The sequence below is a fragment of the Paraclostridium bifermentans genome, from assembly GCF_019916025.1.
Classification (GTDB): domain Bacteria; phylum Bacillota; class Clostridia; order Peptostreptococcales; family Peptostreptococcaceae; genus Paraclostridium; species Paraclostridium bifermentans.
The window spans coordinates 1366799-1389272 of the sequence record NZ_CP079737.1 but is presented as its reverse complement, the minus strand read 5'-3'; the positions used below and the strand labels follow the sequence as shown (position 1 = coordinate 1389272).

The window sequence follows — 22474 nt, the reverse complement described above, 5'->3', positions numbered from 1 at the left end:
TATTTAGAATATTTTAATAATATTATTTTTGTGCGTAAAAAAAGAGTATCTTAAATGTTTAAGATACTCTTTTATATTCGTTATTTAAATTAAAAGCATGTATATAAAGTGAGCAGATATACCTGCACAGAGTCCACCTATAGTATGTGAAATTATTGCTTTGCTAGTAAGCTCTCTTGCATTTAATGCATCCATCATACCTACATGTGTACTTAAATACCCACTCCAGCACATACCCATAGCTGTAAATACGGCTATATCGTTAGGTGTTACAACCCCGTCACTTATAAATTTTGGAACTAAACTCATCGCAGCTCCAACAGCTCCTAATGAAGTGATTGGGAATGCCATAGCCTGAGGATCTGTAAATCCAAATAAAGGTCCTAATATAAACATTAACTTATCACCTAATGCTGGTAGTAGTGCTATACCTTCATAAGCAGCACCTGTATAAACTTCAGCTCCTGTTTTAGGATCTATTGTCGGTCCAAATGTTAATAGCATAACTAAAGTACATACAACTAATACCCCTGGGATTATAGCCATCCCTAACTCAACACCATTTTTTCCACCTTCTAACATAGAGTCAAGTAATCTTTGGAATAAACTTCCACTTCTTATTTCTCTATATTCCATTGCTTCTACTTTTCCATCTGATTTAACTTCACTCTTTGGATCGTAGTTATAATATTTCTTAGTAAATGTAAGCATTATTCTAACACTTATTATACTTCCTATTATTGCACCTATATTTCCTATTAATGCTGCTGATACAAACTCAGACCCTTGAGTCATCATAAAAGTTGTAACTATAAGTCCCATACCAAAAGATGTCCCTAAGTTGCATAAAGCAGGTATTTGATACTGCTTAAAATATTTCGTAAAACTCTTATCATTAGCAAATGCTATTATAGCTGGGTTATCTGATAGATAAGTTGTTGCTGCTCCTGCTATACTTGCTCCCGGTAAATTATATAGTGGTTTCATAAACATTGCAAAAACTTTATTTAAAAGTGATATTACTCCAAATTCTGAAAGTAGTGCACTTAATGCACCTGCAAGCACAGCTAGCGCCATTATTAAAAATACAGTGTTTAATAACAAATCGTGAGCTGTGTTCATAATAGTTTTAAACATCAACCCTGCACCCATTTTACTCCCTACAAACCCAAATCCTGCTAATAAGACCCCGATAAATACAAAAGTTTCTAAACTTACTGCCTTTACCTTCTTTTTTCCACCAGAAACCTCCTTGGCGACAACGTTTTCTTCTAAATTCGTAATCTCCATTGTATTCCCTCCTTAGTATTTTGTGGATACCATTTTAAAAAATATTAAAATTTAATTTTATTTTCGTTTTAATTTTAACAATTAAAACAAATAAAAATATATTGATTTATATAAATTATACTATATATATCTATATATTTCAACTTTTTCGAATTGTTTAGTATTTCATTTATTTTCAGAATAATAAAAAACAGCCTAATTCCAAACAATTAGCCTGTTTTTACTTTTTTTAATTGATATAAAATTTTGCTTATTTTTGTCACAATTTATGTAAGAATATACAGCTTTAAAATAACCTTAAATTACTCTTTCCCTGCAGAAACCGCTATACTTGATATAAATTTCTTTTGGAATAAACTAAATACAACAACCATAGGAATTATAGAAAGTACTGCTCCTGCCATCATTCTAGGATAATGTGTACCATATTGTCCTACAAAAACTCTAAGCCCTGCTGCTAATGTCAGTTTTTCTGGAGTTGAGTTTACAATTAGTGGCCATAAGAAACTATTCCAAGCTCCTAATCCTCCAAGTATAGCCACAGTTCCTAAAGCTGGTCTAACAATTGGAACCATTAATTTGAAAAATATTGTAAATTGAGATGCTCCATCTATTATTGCAGCCTCCTCCATGTCTCTAGGTATAGACTTAAAGTGTTGTCGTAATAAAAACGTATAATATATACTAAATATTCCAGGTAATACTATTGCTGTTAATGTATTTAAAAGTCCCATATCTTGTATTATTTGATATTGTGGAATCAAATACATCTGACCAGGTACCATCATAGCTGCCATAAGAATTAAAAATATAGCTTCTTTAAATTTAAAATCTAATCTTGCAAATGCGTATGCTGCTGGTGTTACTATAATTAACTGTAATACTACAGATGCTATTGTTACTATTATTGTATTAAAATAATACTGAGCAAAAGGAAATTCTTTAAATATTTGAGTATAGTTCTCAATTCTTACAGATTCAGGGAATATTTTAGGCGGAATAGCTTCTGCTTCTGCCAATGTTTTAATAGATGTTAAAATCATCCATATAAAAGGTAATGCAATAAATCCTGCCATAAGTATAAGCCCTATGTGAGTTAAAATCTTAGCACTTCTTTTCGTTTCCATACTTTTCCCCCCTAATCTTATTCATCTGAATAATGAACCCATTTTTTTTGCAACTTAAATTGTATTAATGTCACTGCCATTATGATTAAGAATAAAATTACAGCTACAGCAGATGCATACCCCTTATCACCTAATGTAAATCCTAAATCATAGAAATATCTTGTCATAGTTATTGTGGATTCATAAGCTGGACTTCCTTGTTTTATAAGCATGAACACAACATCAAATAATTGGAAAGATCCAATTAAAGACCATATAACAATAAAAAATATACTTGGAGTTAAAAGTGGGATAGTTATATGAGTAAACTGTTTAAATGATGAAGCTCCATCTATAGATGCTGCTTCATAATAAGATTCAGGTATTGATTGAAGTCCACCTAAGAAAATCATTATCTTGTATCCTAAACCGCTCCATATAATGAATACTATTATTACTACTCTAGCTAAGTTTGGATCTGTAAACCATAATTTTCCCTCTAATCCTATAGCTTCTAAAAATTGGTTCACAAGTCCAAATCTTGAGTTAAACATCCATTGAAATACTAATGTTGATGCAGATGCCATAGTCACAACAGGTAAGAAATATATAGTTCTATAAATTCCTTTTCCTTTTATATTTTTATTAAGTAGATTTGCTATGCAAATAGATATAATTACCATAGGAGGTACAGTTACTAATACATATAAAAAAGTGTTCCCTACAGCTTTGTAAAACAACGGATCTTTAAACAGTCTTAAGAAGTTTTCAGATCCTACAAAGTTCCATCCTCCAAATGCACTTAAATCTGTTAAGCTATAAAATAAATTCAGTATAAATGGTATAAAATTAAATACTAAAACCCCTATTAAAAGTGGCATTATAAACATATATCCAGTTAAATTACGCTTTAGGTTTTTCTTTTTTTTATCTTTTAATTTATTTAAATTACTGGGCTTTTCGTTATATACCTCTGCTTGCAATTTAAATCCCCCTTTTATCTATTCTAAGAGGATGTCTAAACCCTAGACATCCTCTGAAAAATCCCTATTTTTTCTCCTTATCTAATATAGCTTGCATTTCTTTTTGTGCATTTTCAAGTGCTTCATCTAGACTCACTTTTCCTTGCATAAACTTATTTATATTATCCATTATAGATTTATCCCATTTTGAAGTCTCAAAACTAGTCGGAAGTGGCATAGCATTTTCTGCTACTTTAGATATAACAGAAGTATCTACCCCTGTTTTTTCTTTCATTACTTGCCCGAATAAATCTTGAACATTTTTATGAGCTTGAGGAACTAAAGCTAACTCAGTATATTTTTTCATTGACTCTTCACTTGACATGTAGTTGATAAAGTCAAAAGCTTCTTCAGGGTGTTTAGAATTTGAAGATATTACATTACCTAGACCATGTATTACAGTTTTAGATTTATTTCCTTCTTTTATAGTAGGTATTTCATATAATTTAAAGTTTCCTGCAACTTGTGCTTGTTCTTTATCTGAGTATGGTAATAATCCGTATGACCCCATTTGTAAAACTAAAGCTTTTTCAGATTTAAATAATGTTCCAGCTGTAACTTCTACAGTTATATCATGTGGACTATGTAAGTCACTTTTTACTAAGTCAAAATACCTTTTAAAACCTTCTTTAGTTTCAGGTGTTGTTAGCATAGCTTTAGTCTTATCATCACTTATTACCTTACCTCCTGCTGAAGCAATCTCATTGAATACACCAGCTTGACTTTCCTCTGTAGCATAAGAAGTAAAAGGGTATATATCTTTTGGCAATTTAGATTTAGCATCTGTTAACCAAGCTATCATCTCATCCCAAGTCCAATTTTCCTTAGGCTCCGGTATCCCATATTCTTTCATAAGTTTTGTATTGACCATTAAAATATTGTTATCCCAGAATGTAGGAATTCCATACTGATCTCCTTTATAACTGTATAAACTACTTAAACTTTCTAAGTATTGGCTCATATCAACATTTTTATCTTTTATATAGTCTTTCATATTAACTAACATTCCATTGTCAGCATACTTATTAAAATTAACAGCATTCATCCAATATATATCAGGAGCTGACCCGCCAGCTGCTGCTGTTTCCATTTTAGTCCAATAGTCTGCAAATGAATATTGTTCTACCTTAATGTCTACATTTGGATTTTCTTTTTCATACCCATCTATCAAAGTTTCTACAGCTTCCATATGAGTTTTATCCCATATAGCATATCTTAGTTCAACTTTCCCATCAGCACTATTTCCTCCAGTAGAACTACATCCCGTTAGCCCTAGTACTAGAGATAAAACTGCTCCTGTTATAATTCCCCTTTTTAAAAACATATCAAATCCCCTTCCCACAAATTAAACTAATTAAATATATTTTTTTCCTGAATATTTCGATAATTCCCTTTAATTATATGATATATATATGTGAACTTATTGTATTTGTAAATTTATACACTTTTTTTATAATTTTGTGTAATAATATATTATGCTTCAGCCTTTATCTTTTCTATTGCTTCATCCCAAAACTTTTCAATATTAACAACTTCTTTGTTTAATCTAGAATACTCAGCTGCAAATGCCATGATATGACTTTCAACAGATTTTTTAGCACTAGTTCTTCCTTCTCCACCGTTTTCTGAAACTAGCTTAACAAAGTCTTCCATTATTCCATAATCACCGCCTCCATGGCCTCCTTCGACCTCTTCTGGAATAATAGTTTCTATAGTATTTTCCCCAAATTTCTCAAACTTTTTAACTTCTATAATATTTTTAACGTGATTTCCTCCTACTTCACCATGAGTAAACATCAGTTTAATAGTTCTGTTGCATTCTTCAGTAAATGCAGATAAGTTAAATGTGGCTGTTATATCATCTTCAAATTCAAGAATAGTTACCATATGATCTACAACATTATTATCACATTTATATACACATCTTCCATATGGACCCGTTCTTAATGCTTCTTCTAAATTTTCTTTACTAGGCACTGGATGTACTACTTTTGCAAATATAGGTTTATCCGACAAATATAATTTTTTGGCTGAATATGGACATCTTTCTTCTACTTCACAGTCTAAACATCTATCGGCCATTCCTTCTTTAAAGTTTTTATCTCTCATATGAGTCAAATGTCCAAATGCAGATATATTATTGCATTTCTTCCCTGTTAACCATAATAATATGTCCATATCATGACAGCTTTTAGCTAATATAAGAGGACTTGTTTCATCGCTATTTCTCCAGTTTCCTCTAGTAAATGAATGTGCAAAATGCCAATATCCTATATTTTCATTGTGTTGTATGCTAACTAGCTCTCCTAGCTCTTTACTATCTACTATTTCTTTTAATTTTGAGAAAAATGTAGTGTATCTAAGTACATGACAAATCATAAAAACTTGATTTGGATACTTTTTAGCTAACTCTCCTAATTTTACTATATCTTCTAATTTATTTGACATTGGTTTTTCAAGCAATACATGGTATCCTTTTTCAAGAGCTATCTTAGTTGGTTCATAATGTGACTCATCATTATTAGCTATTATAATCGCATCAGCCAATCTTTCTTTTTCTAGTAAATCTTCCCATGTTTTAAACACATTTTCAGATTCTATATTATGTTCTTTTACACATATCTCCCTTCTCATATCATGTGGTTCTGCAACTGCAATAACTTTACCTAGTTCTTCATGATGTTTAAAGTATGGTGCATATGCATGCATCCCTCTTGCCCCCGCACCTACTACCGCTACTGTAATTTTCTTCATTAATCATTCCCCCATTAATTTCGAAGTTTTTTATTTACTTATTAAGTATATTCTAATACTTTATTTCGTATATGTATTTGCACTTTTGTATAAATGTTTTACATTTTTATGTATTCTATTAAACTTTAAACTATCACTAAATTTGATTTTTCATGTTATTTTTTGTAAAATATTATTAGGAAAAAGATTTCATGGTTTTAGGGGGATATTAAATTGTTTAAACAAACTACTTGTTTATCTTTTAAAAAATATGGCGAGGCTTTATCATCTTTACCTGATGATATTATAATTTGTGAGAAAAAAACATCTATTACACTTTTAGAAAAATCTATCACTAAACTTTTTTATGCAGAATTTGACATTCATATAAAGTTGCAAAGTGGAGTCGTTCTAATTGTTGTTTCTAATGATTCTAATTTTAATAGTATAGAATCGTTTATTTTAAATAGTAAAATAAAACTAAATAAAGGAGTTTTTTATAATTTTATACCAATATCAGATAATTGTAATGTAGATTTATATGGAAATAGTCTTTTTTTTAATTCAATAAACATTGTTCAGGCTTATACTTATAAAGAAATAGTGCCTAAAATTTTAATAAGTAAAATTTATACTAAATTTTATCAAGAAAAACCAATTAATTATTTATTCAAAGGTGAAAAACATAACTTTTGGGAACTTACATATGTAGATAGAGGAGTTTTATATACTGAAGTAAATGGAAAAGAATTTAAGTTAAATCAAGGGGATTTATTTTTCTATGCTCCAAATGAATATCACTCACAATATACTGATAATAAAAAATCTTGTTCATACTTAACAGTAAGTTTTGAAATGGATTTTAATGATACATCACTTCTTTCAAATAAGGTATTTACATCTACAAAGGACTTATACACTATAATAACTAAGCTTATGAAAGAACTTAATTCTACACATTTATATTGTGATGAGCTTTCTATTTGTTATTTAAAAGAATTAGTTTTGAAAACTCTAAGCATTGATTTTGAAACTTCTATTGTAAAACCAGCTACTAAAATTCAACAGTTTTATGACGACGAACTTTTAAATTCAATATTGAAATTTATAAATGAAAGCATATATGATTGTTTGGATATTCAAACTATATGTGATAAGTTTTCAATAAGCAGTTCTAAATTGCATTTATTATTCAGATCTAATTTAGACACTACGGTTAAACTTTATATAAACAATTTAAAGTTAAAAAAAAGCAAAGAACTTATAAAAGAAACTAATTATACTATCAGTGAGATTTCTGAAATTTTAGGATTTAATTCTATTCACTACTTTTCCAATAAATTTAAAAAAGTTTATGGTTTTTCTCCAAGCGAATATTTAAAATCAGTAAACAAAAACTATTAAAGACTAGGATATTATCCTAGTCTTTATTTATTAAGCAGTTATTTTTTCATCATCATCAGTACCTATCATTGCAGTTAATTTTTTATTAAATGCAAGTAATATGAATGTACCAACTACTAAAATTACAGGTATAGAAATGAATGTTTGCATAAGACCCATTTTTTCTATTATCATTTGAACATATCCTGCTGCTTTGTTTGCAAAGAAAGTCGCACATGCCCAAACACCCATAAGTAAAGATAAATATTTAGCTGGTGCTATTTTACTTACTAGTGAGTTACCTAATGGTGAGAAACACATTTCTCCTATAGTTTGGAATAAAACGAATAACATTAACCAAATAACACTAGTTTTTACAGTAGCAGCTGATCCTACTCCTCTTGAAAGTTCAGCAGCTATTACGAATCCAAATGCTACTGCTAAAAATACATATCCTAATGCTATTTTTTGAGCCATACTTAAGTCACCTTTTTCTCTCTTAGATAACATAGTCCATATAGCTGCCATTATTGGTCCTAAAACTACACATAAAAATCCATTTAATGAAGTTTCTATCCACATTACAGGTATCTCAAAGCTTCCTACATACATATCTACATAATCTTTCATATATAAAGTTAATGAAGAACCTGCTTGGTTATAAAATACCCAGAAGAAAATTGAGAAAAATGATAATATAAATATTACTTTTACTCTATCCTTTTCTTTCTTAGTTAAAGGTCTATCTGGTGATTTTTCTCCTTTAGTGTCCCCAGCATGTTTATCAAGCATTTTTTGAGGATATTTACCAGCTTCCCCTAAAAACTTCATAGTACATGTAAATAATAATCCACCAAGTAAAGTAGCTATTGCAGCTATCATGAAACATTGTCTAAATCCATATTCAACAACATGTCCATTTTCTATAACTGCAAAAGTTTTAGTGTATAATATACCTATAGTTAATGATCCTATAAATGATCCTAAGTTAACAAATGTATATAATAAAGAAAAGGCTGCATCTTTTCTAGTATTATCATCATATAACTCCCCAACTAGTGCATTTAAATTACCTTTAAAGAAACCAGTTCCTATTGATATTAAAATTATCATTGCATGAACCCAAATTACACTTGTTGCAAAATAACCTAATGCATATCCTGCCGCCATTATAATCGATCCTATAATTACACAATATCTAGCTCCTATCCATCTATCACATATCATTCCCCCAAATATCGGTGCTAAATAAGTGAATGCTGCTAAGTTTGCTGCTATAGCTGCTGCATCAGCATTGTCTATTCCTAGTCCACCCTGAGCTATCGAATATGATAAGAATAGTAATAATAACGTTTTAGACCCATAGTATGCGAATCTTTCAAACGTGAATGTTAACCCACAAACATATAACCCCTTAGGATGTTTTGCAGGTGCAGATGTTGTATTTGCCATCTTAAGTCCCCCTTAAATGTTTAATTTTATATTTAAGGTAGCTTTGCATTTAAAAAGCTACCTTATTATACTTTTACTCTATACTCCCCTAGTATATTTTTTTAACCATATATTTTCTTCTTCACTTAAATATGGAGATATTTTTTCATAAACTAATCTGTGGTAATTATTTAAATAATCTCTTTCTTCTTTATTTAAATCATCAACATTTATTGCATCTAAATCTATAGGTGCAAATGTTACCACTTCAAATTCCATAAATTGACCATATTCATTTTTTTCTGCTTTTTTAGTTATAAGTTCATTTTCGATTCTTATTCCATGAGAACCTTCAATATATATTCCAGGCTCATTAGTTGTTACCATACCTTCTTCTAACGTAGCTGTTTCTAATCTGTTAGGAGCTATTTTCCATCTAAATCCATTTGGAGATTCATGTATAGTTCCTAAGAAACCTACACCATGACCTGTTCCACATTTGTAATCTAAACCTACATTCCACATTGGTCTTCTTGCTAATATATCTAGGTTATATCCTTTTGCTCCGTATAAGAACTTAGCCATAGATAAATTTATCATTCCCCTAAGAACTGCAGTAAAATGCGTCTTTAGCTCACTATTTACTTCCCCTAAAGCAATAGTTCTTGTTATATCTGTTGTTCCATCAAAATATTGACCACCTGAATCTATTAAAAATAAATCACTAGCTTCTAATTTATAATCACTTTCAGGTGTAGCGCTATAGTGCATCATAGCTGCATGTTCTCTATATCCAGCTATAGTTGCAAAACTTGGCTCTATAAATCCTTCTTGGGCACGTCTTAACTCTTCTAATTTTTCTGATGCACTTATTTCAGATATTTCTATCTTTCCTATATTATTCTTTAGCCAATACATAAATTTAGTAAATGCTACTCCATCTTTTAAGTGACTATTTCTAACGTTTTCTAATTCAGTATTATTTTTTACAGCTTTAAAGTTCATTGTAGGATTAGGCTCTTTTATTTTTTGAACTTCGTTTGGTAAATTATTATATATTGAGTAGCTAACTTTTCCATCATCTAATAACACTTTTTCTGTTTTATCCATAGTTTTAACAAATTCATATATATCATCGTATTTTTTTATTATTACATTTTCTGTTTTTAATTCATTTATTATTTCTTCATTTAATTTGCTTTCATCTATGAATAAGTAAACTTCATCTAATGTTATTATTGCGTATGAAAGAACAACTGGAGTATACTTAACATCTCTACCTCTTATGTTAAATAGCCAGGCTATATCATCAAGAGTTGTTATAATATGAGATGTTACGTTTTTTTCTTTCATAGTTTCTCTAAGTCTTTCTAATTTCGAACTAAATGTCTCCCCTGCATAATTAACCTTTAATAAAAACGCTTTCTCCTTTGATAAAGAAGGTCTATCGTTCCATACTTTATCAACTAAATCATACTCATATTTTATGCTTACATTTTTTTCTTTTAACTTTTCTTCTAAACTCTTAACCTCATTTGCAGATATTAACCTACCATCAAATCCTAATGTAGATCCTTTAGATAACTTATCACATATAAATTCTTGAGTAGTAGGAACACCTTCTTCTCCCATTTTAAATAATTTAATCCCCGTATTTTTTAATTGATTTTCAGCCTGTATAAAATATCTTCCATCTGTCCAAAGCCCTGCTTCATCCATAGTTACTACTAAAGTTCCTGCTGAACCTGTAAATCCAGATATGTAAGCTCTTGATTTAAAATAATCACCTACGTATTCACTTTGATGATTGTCTGAAGATGGTATTATATATGCATCTATCTTATATTCCCCCATATATTTTCTTAAACTCTCTAATCTACCACTTATCATAAGAATCCCCCTTATCCTACATATAAAATTTTATGCATCATCTATCGCCCACTTACATAGTATCATCTTATGACATCGTTTTCAATATATTTACATTCTTTTTCTTATTTTTAAAATTTTAAGAATTAATTAAATTTTTTCAAAATTGTAAAAAATACAAATTTTTAAATGTTATTTTTTTATCTATATTAATATTTTTTTATTAACATAAAAACAAAAGGATATGGCTTTTATCCATATCCTTTTTATACAAAACACATATTTATATTTCTTTAGTATATTCTTTTAACCACTCTTGTTCTTCGTTAGTTAAGAAAGGAGATACTTTATCATAAACTAATTTATGATACCAGTTTAAATATTCTCTTTCTTCTCTATTCATATCATCTACAACTATTGCATCTAAATCAATTGGTACTAATGTTACAACTTCAAATTCCATAAATTGTCCATATTCATTTTTTTCTGCTTTTTGAACAACTAATTCATTTTCTATTCTTATTCCATGAGATCCTTCAACATATATTCCAGGCTCATTAGTTGTTACCATACCTTCTTCAAGTTCAGCACTGTCAAATCTATCTGGCACTATTCTCCATCTAAATCCATTTGGAGCTTCATGTACATTTAATAAGAAACCTATTCCATGACCTGTTCCACACTTATAATCTATTCCCATATTCCACATTGGTCTTCTTGCTAGTATATCTAAATTGTATCCTCTTACTCCATGTAAAAACTTAGCCATTGATAAGTTTATCATACCTCTTGCAACTGCTGTAAAGTGTGTTTTAAGTTCATCACTCACTTCACCTAATGCAATAGTTCTTGTTATATCTGTTGTTCCATCAAAATATTGACCACCTGAATCTATTAAAAATAAATCTCTTGGCTCTAATTTATAGTCACTTTCAGGAGTTGCACTGTAGTGCATCATAGCTGCATGTTCTCTATATCCAGCTATTGTACCAAAGCTTGGCTCTATAAATCCATCTTGAGCACGTCTTAAATCTTCTAGTTTTTGTGACGCGCTTAATTCAGATATCTCTGTCTTTCCTACATTATTTTTTAACCAATACATGAACTTAGTAAATGCTACACCATCTTTTATATGACTGTTTCTTATGTTTTCTAACTCAACTTTATTCTTTTGAGCTTTCATGAACATAGTTGGATTAAACTCATCTATTATTCTAACGTCATCAGGTATATTATTTAATATAGCATAGTTTATTTTTGTTGAATCTAATAATATTGTTTCATCTTTATTTAATGCTTTTATAAATTCATATATATCATTATATGGTTTTATAACTACATTTTCTTTGTTTAATTCACTTAATATTTCTTCATTTAGCTTAGACTCATCTACAAATAAGTAAACTTTATCTAAAGTTATTAAAGTATAAGATAATACCACAGGGTTGAATTTAACATCCCCACCTCTTATATTGAATAACCAAGCTATATCGTCAAGAGTTGTTATTACATGAGTTGTTGCCCCTTTTTCTTTCATAACTTCTCTAACTCTATTTAACTTTGAACTAAATGATTCACCTGCATATTTAACATCTAATAAAAATGCTTTTTCATTAGATAAAGCTGGTCTATTCTCCCAAATTTTATCTATTAAATCATACTCATATGATATTTTAATATCTTTTTCAGATAATTTTTTTTCTAAATTTTGTCCTTCTCTAGCACATATAACTCTACCATCAAAGCCTAATACTCCGCCTTCTTTTATAGTATTAAATATGTATTCTTCAGTAGTCGGAACTCCTTCTTCTCCCATTTTAAATAATTTTATACTGCTTCCTTTTAATTCATTTTCAGCTTGTATAAAATATCTTCCATCTGTCCAAAGTCCTGCTTCATCCATAGTTACGACTACAGTACCTGCTGAACCTGTAAATCCAGATATAAATTCTCTACTTTTGAAGTAATCTCCAACATACTCACTTTGATGATTATCTGAAGATGGTATTATATATGCATCCATACCATTTTGTTTCATATAATTTCTAAGCATAGATAATCTTTCTTTTATCATATTAAAGCCCCCTAAGTTATATTTATATATGTTTATAAAGAGATTAAAATCTCTTTGTTAAAACCTAAATTATTTTATGTAAATTCATAATATTTTTTGTTAAATATTTCTTAAACTTTATTTGAAAAATTATAATTTTCCAATTTTCATTTGTTATTAAAATAAATTTTACCATCTCATGACATCGTTTTCAATGATTTTTATAAAAAATTTATATATATTTAATATTTTTTATCTACACTAAAAAATCCAAAACGAGCAGATTATTGTTCTCCACTCGTTTTAAATTAACTATTTATAACTTAAAATCCCATATTTTAAATTATAAATATTATTAAATCCTTCTAATTCTAATAAATTACATGCTGTAATACTTCTATGTCCACTCCTACAGTAAACAATTATATTCTTTTCTTTAAAATCTTCAATTTCATCTATATTATACATTAAGTCATGTAAAGGTATGTTGATAGCATTCTTTATATGACTTTCCTCAAATTCTTCTTTCGTTCTTATATCAATTAACAATGTATTTTTATCTTTGGCTAATTCTTTTAACTTATCATTATCTATATCTGTAAAATTCATAATGTCCTCCATGATGTATGTTTTAATATTTTATTATATACCCATGTAAAAATTATTAAAACTTCAATACTAGAATTGTCATTCCTTAAAAAGCAAATCCAACTTTAATCTATCAGTTCCTATTATTGTGTTTTCAAACACTTCCATTGCATTTTCAATATACATATTAGGATCTTTTATTATTGGGCTAAAGTGTGTTAAAGCCATAGCTTCTACATTTGATTGTTTTGCGATTGTTGCACTTTCTCTAAAGGTCATATGTTTGTTTTTTATAGCTCGCTCTAAGTCACCGTCATCTCCATACATACCTTCACATACTAATAAGTCACTATTATCTACAAAATCCACAATTGCTTTTATTGGTCTTGTATCTGTAACAAAACTTAATTTAATTCCTTTTCTAGGTTGCCCTAAAACCATATCTTTGGTATATATATTTCCGTCTAATTTTATCTCTCTTCCATTTTGAAGTTTACTCCAAAGCACTTTTGGTACATTATTTTTCATTGCTTTTTCAATGTCAAACTTAGCTTTACGTTTTATATAAAAACTATATGCAATACACGAAGTTGAATGATCTACCTCTAATGTTGATATAATAATGTCTTTATTAATATAATTATTGCTTACTAATATGTCTTCTTTAGGATTTTCTATTATATTAACATCATAAGGAAGTTCTCTTACTATTAATCTAAAAGCATCTATAACTTCTTTTATTCCCTTAGGACCAATTATTGTTAGCATTTCTGTTCTACCACAATTTCCAATTGTAGATAGTATGCCAGGAAGTCCAATTATATGATCTCCATGTAAGTGGGTTATACAAATATAATCTATAGTTTTAAATCCACAGTTTGCAATTTTCATAGAAACCTGAGTTCCTTCACCACAATCTATAAGAATTTTTCTTCCTCTATAATTTATAAGCAAGGACGAAAGAAATCGATTTGGCACTGGCATGCTTCCACCACAACCTAATAACGTTATTTCAACCATATCATCACCTCTTTAAATAGTCAAAATATAAAACTTTTATGTCATTAATAACAAATATCTTATAGACTAATAATTTAAATCTTTGTAATTATTATATACTACCTACTATATGTTAATTCAAGTATTTAATTTTAAAACCAACTTTATATAGAGAATATTCTAAATATTTGTTACTATATTATTAATAACTTATTTTTAATAAATCGAGGTGATATTTATAAAAGATTTAACAGTCGGAAATGAAAGTAAATGTATATTTAACTTTGCCCTCCCAATGCTAATAGGAAGTTTATTTCAACAATTATACAATACAGCTGATAGCATTATTGTTGGACGGTTTGTTGGTAAAAATGCTATGGCAGCAGTATCTGGCGCAAATCCAATTATGTTTTTACTTACTTCTTTTTTAATGGGCATAACCTTAGGCTTCTCAATTCTTATATCTCAATATTATGGTTCTAAAAATATGATTAAAGTTAAAGCAGCAATAGATACCACATATGTATTCATTTTTATAGCGTCATTTTTTATAACTTTAATAGGAGTTTTTTTTAGTGGAAATATACTTCATATTATGAACACTCCAAGTGAAATTTTTGAACTTTCTAAGGGATATCTAGTTATAATTTTTGCTGGTACAGTTTTTTCAACAGGATATAATTCCGTATGTGCTATATTAAGAGGTCTTGGTGATTCTACTAATCCATTATATTTTTTGATAATAGCTACTATTTTAAATATAATTCTAGATATTGTCTTTATAATTTATTTTAATATGGGTGTAAATGGTGTAGCTCTTGCCACTATAATCGCTCAAGCTGTAGCATTTATATTTAGTGTAATATATCTTAATAAACGTCATGAAATCTTAAAAATTAGAATTAGAAATTTGAAGTACGACTCTATAATATTTAAAACTGGATTAAAACTTGGTTTGCCATCTGCAGTTCAGCAAACACTATTCTCTATTGGTAATATAACCTTACAATCTTTAGTTAATGGTTATGGCACATCTGCCATGGCTGCCTTTGGAGCTGGATCTAAAGTTGAAACTTTCATATCACTTCCTATTATGAATTTAGGCAGTGCTGTATCTACTTTTGTTGCCCAAAATATAGGAGCTGGAAAAGTTGACAGAGTAAAAAAAGGTGTAAAATCTTCTATTACTATGGCTTTATGTATATCTATATTTGTATTAATAGTATTTTTATTATTCAAAGAAAATTTAATAAAATTGTTTAATACTGATCCTGAGGTGGTTTCTATAGGCTCTAGGTATTTACTTACTATAGGTCCATTTTTCATATTTATAGGAACATCATTTATGTTAACTAGTGCAATCCGTGGCGCTGGTGACTCAATGTTCGCAATGATAAGTTCTATGATATCGTTATGGATAGCCAGGATTCCTGCATCATATTTATTATCATCAATATTTGGTGTCAATGGAATATGGATGGGAATTCCTATTGGTTGGTGTGTAGGATTAATTGTTACCGGAATATATTATAAAAAAGGATATTGGAAAAACAAATCCGTTATTAACTTCAAGGAAAGCGAACTCTCATCTAACAAAAAGTTTAACCCTGAGTTTGCATCAACAAAATCTGATTAAAAAGCAAAATGCTCTTTTAAAGAGTATTTTGCTTTTTTATTTGTACTTTAAAATACTGATTGATTATTTTTAATTTTATAGTATAATTTAATTATTACTAGGTACTAATACTTAATATAATAATCTAGTAAAATTATTTTTTTGGAGGAAATTAATGAAACCATTAATAATAGGAGATTTAATTGCTAAAGTGCCTGTAGTACAAGGCGGAATGGGAGTTGGTGTCTCTAGATCATCTCTTGCCGGTGCAGTAGCTAGTTGTGGTGGTATTGGAGTTATATCTGGTGCACAGGTAGGTTATGACGAAGATGATTTTGAAATAAATCCTCTTAAAGCTAATTTAAGAGCATTAAAAAAACATATATTAAAAGCAAAGGAAATTTCTAAAGGTGGTATAATAGGTGTAAATCTTATGGTCGCTATGAATTATTATGAAGATCATGTTAAAACTTGTATAGAATCTGGCGTAGATTTAATAATTTCTGGAGCAGGACTTCCTACTGCCTTACCAAAACTTGTTAAGGGTAGTTCTGTTAAAATAGCACCTATAGTTTCCACATCTAAGGCATTAGGAGTTATTTTAAAAATGTGGGATAGAAAGGAAAATACTACTGCAGACTTAATAGTAGTTGAAGGTCCTAAAGCCGGTGGACACTTAGGTTATCATAATGATGATCTAGATAATATAGATAACATAGATTATGATGGTGAATTTATTAAAATCTTAGACATAGCTAAAAACTATGGAGATAAATTTAATAAAAATATTCCGGTTGTAGCTGCTGGTGGTATATTTACGGGTGATGACGTAAAAAAATACATAGATATGGGTGCAAGCGGAGTTCAGGTGGGCACTAAGTTTGTGGCTACTCATGAATGTGATGCTGCTCATGAATATAAAATGACTTACGTAAATGCTAGTCAAGACGATATAAAAATAGTTAAAAGTCCTGTTGGAATGCCTGGGCGTGCAATTGGAAATAGTTTTATTAACTCAGTTAGTTCTGAGGGTAGAAAAATAAAAAAATGTTATAATTGCCTAATCCCTTGTAATCCAAGCAATACCCCTTACTGTATTTCTAAAGCACTTATAGATGCAGTTCGTGGAGATATTGAAAACGGCCTACTGTTTTGCGGTAGCAACGCTTATAAGGTTGATCGATTAAAAAATGTATCTGAAGTTATTGATGAATTAACATCTAAACTATAATAATAAACTTAAATATGGGTGTTTCTATTAGAAACACCCATATTTTTATATCTATATTTTCTTCTTACATAATATGTATATAAACCTAAAATTTAAAATTAACAATATTAAAACTTATCAGCTTTTATTTCAAAAAACGCTTTTGGATGTTGACATACAGGACAAACTTCTGGAGCTTCTGCACCTTTATGTAAATGTCCACAATTTTGGCATCTCCACTCTACAACTTCATCTTTTTTGAAAATTTTATCATCTTCTAAAGCCTTAAGTAGTTCATTATATCTTTTTTCATGTTCTTTTTCTATAGCACCTACTGATCTTAATAAGAATGCTATTTGGTCGAAGCCTTCTTCTTCTGCTTCTTGTGCAAACTTTTCGTACATACTTACCCATTCATAATGTTCTCCAGCTGCCGCATCTTTTAAGTTATCTTCTGTTGATTTAATTCCTTCATGAAGTAATTTAAACCACATTTTTGCATGTGCCATTTCATTTTTTGCAGTTTCTTCAAAAAAATCTGCTATTTTATTATAGCCTTCTTTTTTTGCTTGTGATGCATAAAAACTGTATTTATTTCTAGCTTCAGATTCTCCTGCGAAAGCTGTAGCTAAATTTCTTTCAGTTTTAGTCCCTTTTATATCCATAGCTAGCCTCCAAATATTCACTATATTTGTTGGGGTACGTTTTCATTAACCCTCTACAGGTGGTATTATATACCATTAGTCAAACTTAGTCAATATAGTAAGATTTACTACTTTATTTACATTTTTTATTTAATAGTTTTTTGTAATATAAAATAAAGAAGATGATTTTATTAAATCATCTTCTTTATTTCTTTTTTGCATTTAAATATGAACCCATTCCACCTTTTAAGTTGTATATATTTTCAAATCCTTCTTTGTATAAAAAATTAGCTGCAGATTTACTTCTAGCTCCAGAAGCACAATAAAGAACTACATCATCATCTTTGTATTTTATTATTGAATTAATTTTCGATCTTAATTCACTTACAGGTATATTTTTAGCTTTTTCTATATGTCCATTTTTAAATTCTTCAATAGTTCTTACATCTATTACTATACATTTTTTATTATTTTTAAATAAATCAATTAATTCATTTCCAGTTATGTTTTTGTATTTATCATTTTTAAATAAGTTTGATAAAAATCCCATAAAGTACTCCTTTACCCTATTAAAGTTATTAAACTCATTTTATAACTTTTTTTAAATTTTTTCTGTGACTTTGTCACTATATTTAAAATTTAAAAAAATCATCTCCAAATAAAACAAAACTTTGTAATGTCATAAAAGCTTTTATATCCATTTTTACATTTTCCTGTAAAAGCTTCTTAGCCTCTTCCCTGCTAACTAACATAGGCTCTATATCTTCTTCTTCTTCTAAATATTCAGTACTTAATTCACCATCACATAAGCAATAAATTAAACTCGCGCTTTCTTCAGTCATCCCAGGAGATAAGTATAGTTGATTATGTCCTAAGGTTTTATTTATTTCTAAAAGATTAAGTCCTGTCTCTTCTTTTAACTCTCTTTTTACTGCAACCTCAATATATTCATTATTTTCTACCAGACCAGCCGGAAGTTCATATACATAGTCATTTAATGGTATTCTAAATTGTTTAACAACTACTAATTTTTTAATTTCTTTATGAAATGCGGCTATCACAACAGCATCTACATCATCTTTTTTACCTTTGAAATACTTTTCTGATAAATTTTTATATCCTTTTCTAGATGCTATCATCCAGTGATTTTCATTTCCTAATTTATTAGTATATGTTGCATCATAAATACTTAAAAACTTAGTTTCAGCAAGTGGTTTTAATTCCTTTATTCTATTGTCTCCCATAGAGCACCTCCATTAGCAATATTACTTAAATATTATCTATTTAAAGTATACTACATTCTTAAGATTCACTTCTAATTTTACATGTTCTCCCATTTCGTATGAACTATTATTGGAACTCACTTTTAATGATATATCTTGAATTTTCACATTATAATAAGTTGTATCTCCCGCATATATCTTACTTTCAATTGTACCTTCAATTCCTCTTTCATGCTCAAAATTAAATATATTTACATCCTCTTTTGAAATCATTAGTTCCACATTATCTATACTTTCTTTAATATTCAAATCTATATTTAATACACTAGATTTAAATTGTCCATTGTATATATCTCCAATGATGTAATTCCTTTCTCCAAAAGAGTTTGCAACTTCTTTTGAGTTCGGTTTCTCATATAGATTTTTAGGTGTATCAAATTGAGCTATGCATCCATCTATCATAACTGCTATCTTATCGCTCATCATTAATGCCTCTTCCTTGTCATGAGTAACTAGTACAGTAGTTATTCCTAAGTCTTTTTGTATTTTTAATATAAACTCTCTCATTTCTCCTCTCAGATTTATATCTAAGCTTGAAAATGGCTCATCGAGCAATAATATTTTAGGATTTATAGCAATACACCTTGCAATAGCAACCCTTTGTTGTTGCCCTCCAGATAGTTCGTTAGGATATTTATTTTCTAACCCATTTAATTTCACTAAATTTATAAGTTCTAAAATTTTATTTTTACGTAAATTTTTATCTATTTTATTGACTTTTAGTCCAAACTCTATATTTTCAAATACATTCATATGTGGAAATAATGAATAGTCTTGAAATACTATTACTGCATTTCTATCCTGTGTTTTTAAGTTTAAAACTGACTTCCCATCAAATAAAATATCTCCACTTTCTGGATTCATAAGTCCAGCTATTAGTTTAAGTGTCGTGCTTTTCCCACAACCAGATTTTCCAAGAAGAGTTATTAACTCTCCTTGTTTTATTTCTAAATTTATATTTTTTAGTATATTTACATTGTTAAATTGTTTTGTTAAGTTAACAATTTTAACTGATGACATTTTTTGTCTCCTTATCATTTATATAGTACTTGCGTATACTAGCTTCCATTAAAGCTAATACAATTAAACTTATCACTATAAACACTATGCTGTATATAGAAGATATCATTCTATCTCCGCTTTGTATATAAGGAAACATTATTAAAGGATACGTAATTACACTTCCTCCACCTATTAATAATGTTAAAAAATACTGACTAAAAGATATTATAAAACACATACTAGATGCACCTATAACTCCGGGAAGTATAAGTGGGATAGTAACATATCTTAAAATATCTAATTTTTTAGCTCCTAGCATACTCGCTTGTAGTTCATATTTATCACCTATTAATTTGTACACATCTGTTATCATTTTAATACCATATGGTATACATGGAATTACATTTATTATAATAACACCTAGTGTAGTATTTGCTAATCCCATCTTAATAAAAGTTAATTGTATCCCCATAGCTACAGATATGACAGGTATTATTATAGGAGATAAAACTAATAACTCAAATAATTTTTTACCCTTAAAGTTATAAAGTGCTATAGCCTTAGATGCTGGTATGGATATAATCATAGTCAAAGTTACAACTGATATAGATATAAGTATACTGTTTATTAACACCCTTATATTTTCATCACTCAAGATGTATTCAAAAGCTCTAAGTGAAAACTCATTTGGTATAATTTTAGGAAATACCCATGATGAAGATATCGACCAAATAAAAAGTATTATCAGAGGCATTAATAACGAGATTAATATTGTATTTATAATTAGATTTTTTAATTGTTTCCTCATACGATCACCTATAATTTTTTTTCTTTAGTTTAGTAAAGATTAAATTGTATAATATTAATAATATAAAACTTATCCCCGTTAATATACTATTCATGGCCATTGATAAGGGTCTTTGAGCCAAATCTGTATTTATATAGTTTATATATGCATTAACAGGAAGCGCCTTTGGATTTGTAGCCCCAATTAAATATGGAACTTCAAATGATCCAAATGAAAAGGCAAATATTACAATGAATGATGAAAGTATTGTAGGCATTATCTGTGGCATTATTATCAGTTTAAGTATTTGAAATTTATTAGCTCCTAAATTTAGTGCTACATCTTCTAATTTAGCATCTAAGCTCCTTAATATATTATATACTGTAATTGCTATGAAGGGCATTCCTTTATATATATATACAATCATTATCCCTACCCCAGCTTTATCATTTACTAGGCTTACAAATTCTCTAGAATCACTTATTAAATTTAGATTATATAATATTCTGGATATTATACCTGTTTTAGAAAAAATAGCAAATGCAAGCATTACAACTATTATATGTGGAACTATAATAGGCAAGTTTAATAAAAAATATCTTAACTTAGAAAATTTACTTTTTGTCATTAAATATGCTAGTAAAACACCTATTATAGTTGCTATTAACGATGATATTATAGATGTTTTTAAACTTAAAACTAACGAAGTTGTAAATTGTTGATTAGATAATATCTCTTTGTAGTAATCAAGAGTTAGTTTCTTTTTTAGATCTGCTAATTTGGTTAATTTATCTAAAAACGACTTACAAATGTTAAAAGATTTAAACATAAAAACTATATTTGATTTTAGAGATGAAAGTGAAATATTAAGCAGCCCTTCTGACATAGTAGAAAATATAAATTATATAAGAATTCCTGCTATGCCTCAATTTAAGTCAAATATAGCCCAATTAGGTTCAATAAAAGAAATGATGAAAAACATGCTTGATAAAAACAATGCATTTGAACTGTTAAAAGAGGCTTATTATAATTTACCAGTTAATAACCCTGCATATAAAGAACTAGTAAAGCTTATGCAGAATGATTCAAACCTTCCAATTCTTATGCACTGTACAGCAGGAAAAGATAGGACAGGTGTTGGATCTGCGATAATACTAATGATTTTAGGAGTTAATCGAAGTTCTATAGTTGAAGATTATCTTAAAAGTAATCAATCTGCCAAAGATTCTATAAATGAAATTTTATCAGTTCAACCTGAATTAAAAAATGTTCCAAAAGATAAATTAAAATATATATTTGGAGTTAATGAAATCTACATAAATGAAGTTTTCAAAAGGATAGATACTGATTTTGACTCAACAGAAAATTATTTATTTAAAGAATTTAATTTAACTAAAGATGATATAAAAAATTTACAATCTAAATTTTTATATTAATTCAAAATAATAAATGAGCTGTT

Annotated in this window: 20 protein-coding genes; 4 read left to right on the top strand and 16 right to left on the bottom strand. The window is 28.7% G+C overall.

The genetic code is table 11. The annotated features are described in order from the left end of the window. Positions 1 to 84: 84 nt before the first annotated feature. From KXZ80_RS06610 to KXZ80_RS06590, 5 genes are all read right to left on the bottom strand, one after another. Positions 85 to 1290 carry a CD0519/CD1768 family membrane protein gene (locus KXZ80_RS06610; RefSeq protein WP_021432686.1) on the bottom strand — a complete coding sequence of 402 codons (1206 nt, stop codon included), beginning with the start codon at positions 1288 to 1290 and terminating at the stop codon, positions 85 to 87. A gap of 302 nt (positions 1291 to 1592) precedes the next feature. Then, positions 1593 to 2417 (bottom strand): carbohydrate ABC transporter permease, encoded by an 825-nt coding sequence (locus KXZ80_RS06605; protein WP_021429112.1) that lies wholly within the window; start codon positions 2415 to 2417, stop codon positions 1593 to 1595. Between the two features lie 17 nt (positions 2418 to 2434). After that, the gene (locus KXZ80_RS06600) at positions 2435 to 3379 is read right to left on the bottom strand and encodes a carbohydrate ABC transporter permease (protein ID WP_021432685.1); all 945 of its coding nucleotides are present in this window, start codon (positions 3377 to 3379) and stop codon (positions 2435 to 2437) included. Positions 3380 to 3443: 64 nt separating this feature from the next. Continuing rightward, a complete protein-coding gene (locus KXZ80_RS06595; protein WP_021432684.1) occupies positions 3444 to 4742 on the bottom strand; it encodes an ABC transporter substrate-binding protein in 1299 nt (432 codons plus the stop codon). Between the two features lie 149 nt (positions 4743 to 4891). Continuing rightward, positions 4892 to 6172: a Gfo/Idh/MocA family protein gene (locus KXZ80_RS06590; RefSeq protein ID WP_021432683.1), complete on the bottom strand. Its 1281-nt coding sequence runs from the start codon at positions 6170 to 6172 to the stop codon at positions 4892 to 4894. Positions 6173 to 6385: 213 nt separating this feature from the next. On the opposite strand from KXZ80_RS06590, the gene KXZ80_RS06585 reads away from it, so the two are divergent. After that, complete coding sequence (locus tag KXZ80_RS06585) at positions 6386 to 7555, top strand: AraC family transcriptional regulator (RefSeq protein ID WP_021432682.1); 1170 nt, start codon at positions 6386 to 6388, stop codon at positions 7553 to 7555. Between the two features lie 30 nt (positions 7556 to 7585). On the opposite strand, the gene KXZ80_RS06580 is transcribed toward KXZ80_RS06585, so the two are convergent. From KXZ80_RS06580 to KXZ80_RS06560, 5 genes are all read right to left on the bottom strand, one after another. Then, positions 7586 to 8986: a peptide MFS transporter gene (locus KXZ80_RS06580; RefSeq protein WP_021432681.1), complete on the bottom strand. Its 1401-nt coding sequence runs from the start codon at positions 8984 to 8986 to the stop codon at positions 7586 to 7588. Between the two features lie 78 nt (positions 8987 to 9064). Beyond that, the gene (locus tag KXZ80_RS06575; RefSeq protein WP_021432680.1) at positions 9065 to 10855 is read right to left on the bottom strand and encodes an aminopeptidase P family protein; all 1791 of its coding nucleotides are present in this window, start codon (positions 10853 to 10855) and stop codon (positions 9065 to 9067) included. Positions 10856 to 11117: 262 nt separating this feature from the next. Continuing rightward, the gene (locus KXZ80_RS06570; protein WP_021432679.1) at positions 11118 to 12908 is read right to left on the bottom strand and encodes an aminopeptidase P family protein; all 1791 of its coding nucleotides are present in this window, start codon (positions 12906 to 12908) and stop codon (positions 11118 to 11120) included. A gap of 291 nt (positions 12909 to 13199) precedes the next feature. Beyond that, positions 13200 to 13496, bottom strand: a complete 297-nt coding sequence (locus tag KXZ80_RS06565; protein ID WP_021432678.1) for a rhodanese-like domain-containing protein — start codon at positions 13494 to 13496, stop codon at positions 13200 to 13202. A gap of 78 nt (positions 13497 to 13574) precedes the next feature. Next, complete coding sequence (locus tag KXZ80_RS06560; protein WP_021432677.1) at positions 13575 to 14495, bottom strand: ribonuclease Z; 921 nt, start codon at positions 14493 to 14495, stop codon at positions 13575 to 13577. A 208-nt stretch (positions 14496 to 14703) separates the two neighbouring features. Between KXZ80_RS06560 and KXZ80_RS06555 the strand changes: the two genes are divergently transcribed. Both KXZ80_RS06555 and KXZ80_RS06550 read left to right on the top strand, forming a co-directional pair. After that, complete coding sequence (locus KXZ80_RS06555) at positions 14704 to 16110, top strand: MATE family efflux transporter (RefSeq protein WP_226883769.1); 1407 nt, start codon at positions 14704 to 14706, stop codon at positions 16108 to 16110. A 154-nt stretch (positions 16111 to 16264) separates the two neighbouring features. Then, positions 16265 to 17320, top strand: coding sequence for an NAD(P)H-dependent flavin oxidoreductase (locus KXZ80_RS06550; protein ID WP_021432675.1), 1056 nt, complete (start codon positions 16265 to 16267; stop codon positions 17318 to 17320). A gap of 107 nt (positions 17321 to 17427) precedes the next feature. Here KXZ80_RS06550 and rbr read toward each other — a convergent pair whose 3' ends face one another. From rbr to KXZ80_RS06520, 6 genes are all read right to left on the bottom strand, one after another. Next, entirely contained in the window at positions 17428 to 17964 is a 537-nt protein-coding gene (rbr, locus tag KXZ80_RS06545; RefSeq protein WP_021432674.1) for a rubrerythrin, read from the bottom strand. A 184-nt stretch (positions 17965 to 18148) separates the two neighbouring features. Next, positions 18149 to 18493, bottom strand: coding sequence for a rhodanese-like domain-containing protein (locus KXZ80_RS06540; RefSeq protein WP_021432673.1), 345 nt, complete (start codon positions 18491 to 18493; stop codon positions 18149 to 18151). Positions 18494 to 18575: 82 nt separating this feature from the next. Next, complete coding sequence (locus KXZ80_RS06535; RefSeq protein WP_021432672.1) at positions 18576 to 19187, bottom strand: NUDIX domain-containing protein; 612 nt, start codon at positions 19185 to 19187, stop codon at positions 18576 to 18578. Between the two features lie 36 nt (positions 19188 to 19223). After that, positions 19224 to 20246, bottom strand: a complete 1023-nt coding sequence (locus KXZ80_RS06530; RefSeq protein WP_021432671.1) for an ABC transporter ATP-binding protein — start codon at positions 20244 to 20246, stop codon at positions 19224 to 19226. Then, on the bottom strand, positions 20233 to 21036 hold the full coding sequence (locus KXZ80_RS06525) for an ABC transporter permease (protein WP_021432670.1): 804 nt from the start codon (positions 21034 to 21036) through the stop codon (positions 20233 to 20235). The genes KXZ80_RS06530 and KXZ80_RS06525 overlap by 14 nt, the downstream gene beginning before the upstream one ends. Positions 21037 to 21040: 4 nt before the next feature. Further along, positions 21041 to 21844 (bottom strand): ABC transporter permease, encoded by an 804-nt coding sequence (locus KXZ80_RS06520; protein ID WP_223132729.1) that lies wholly within the window; start codon positions 21842 to 21844, stop codon positions 21041 to 21043. Between KXZ80_RS06520 and KXZ80_RS06515 the strand changes: the two genes are divergently transcribed. Beyond that, positions 21825 to 22451, top strand: coding sequence for a tyrosine-protein phosphatase (locus KXZ80_RS06515; protein ID WP_264319329.1), 627 nt, complete (start codon positions 21825 to 21827; stop codon positions 22449 to 22451). The genes KXZ80_RS06520 and KXZ80_RS06515 overlap by 20 nt on opposite strands. Positions 22452 to 22474: the final 23 nt, after the last annotated feature.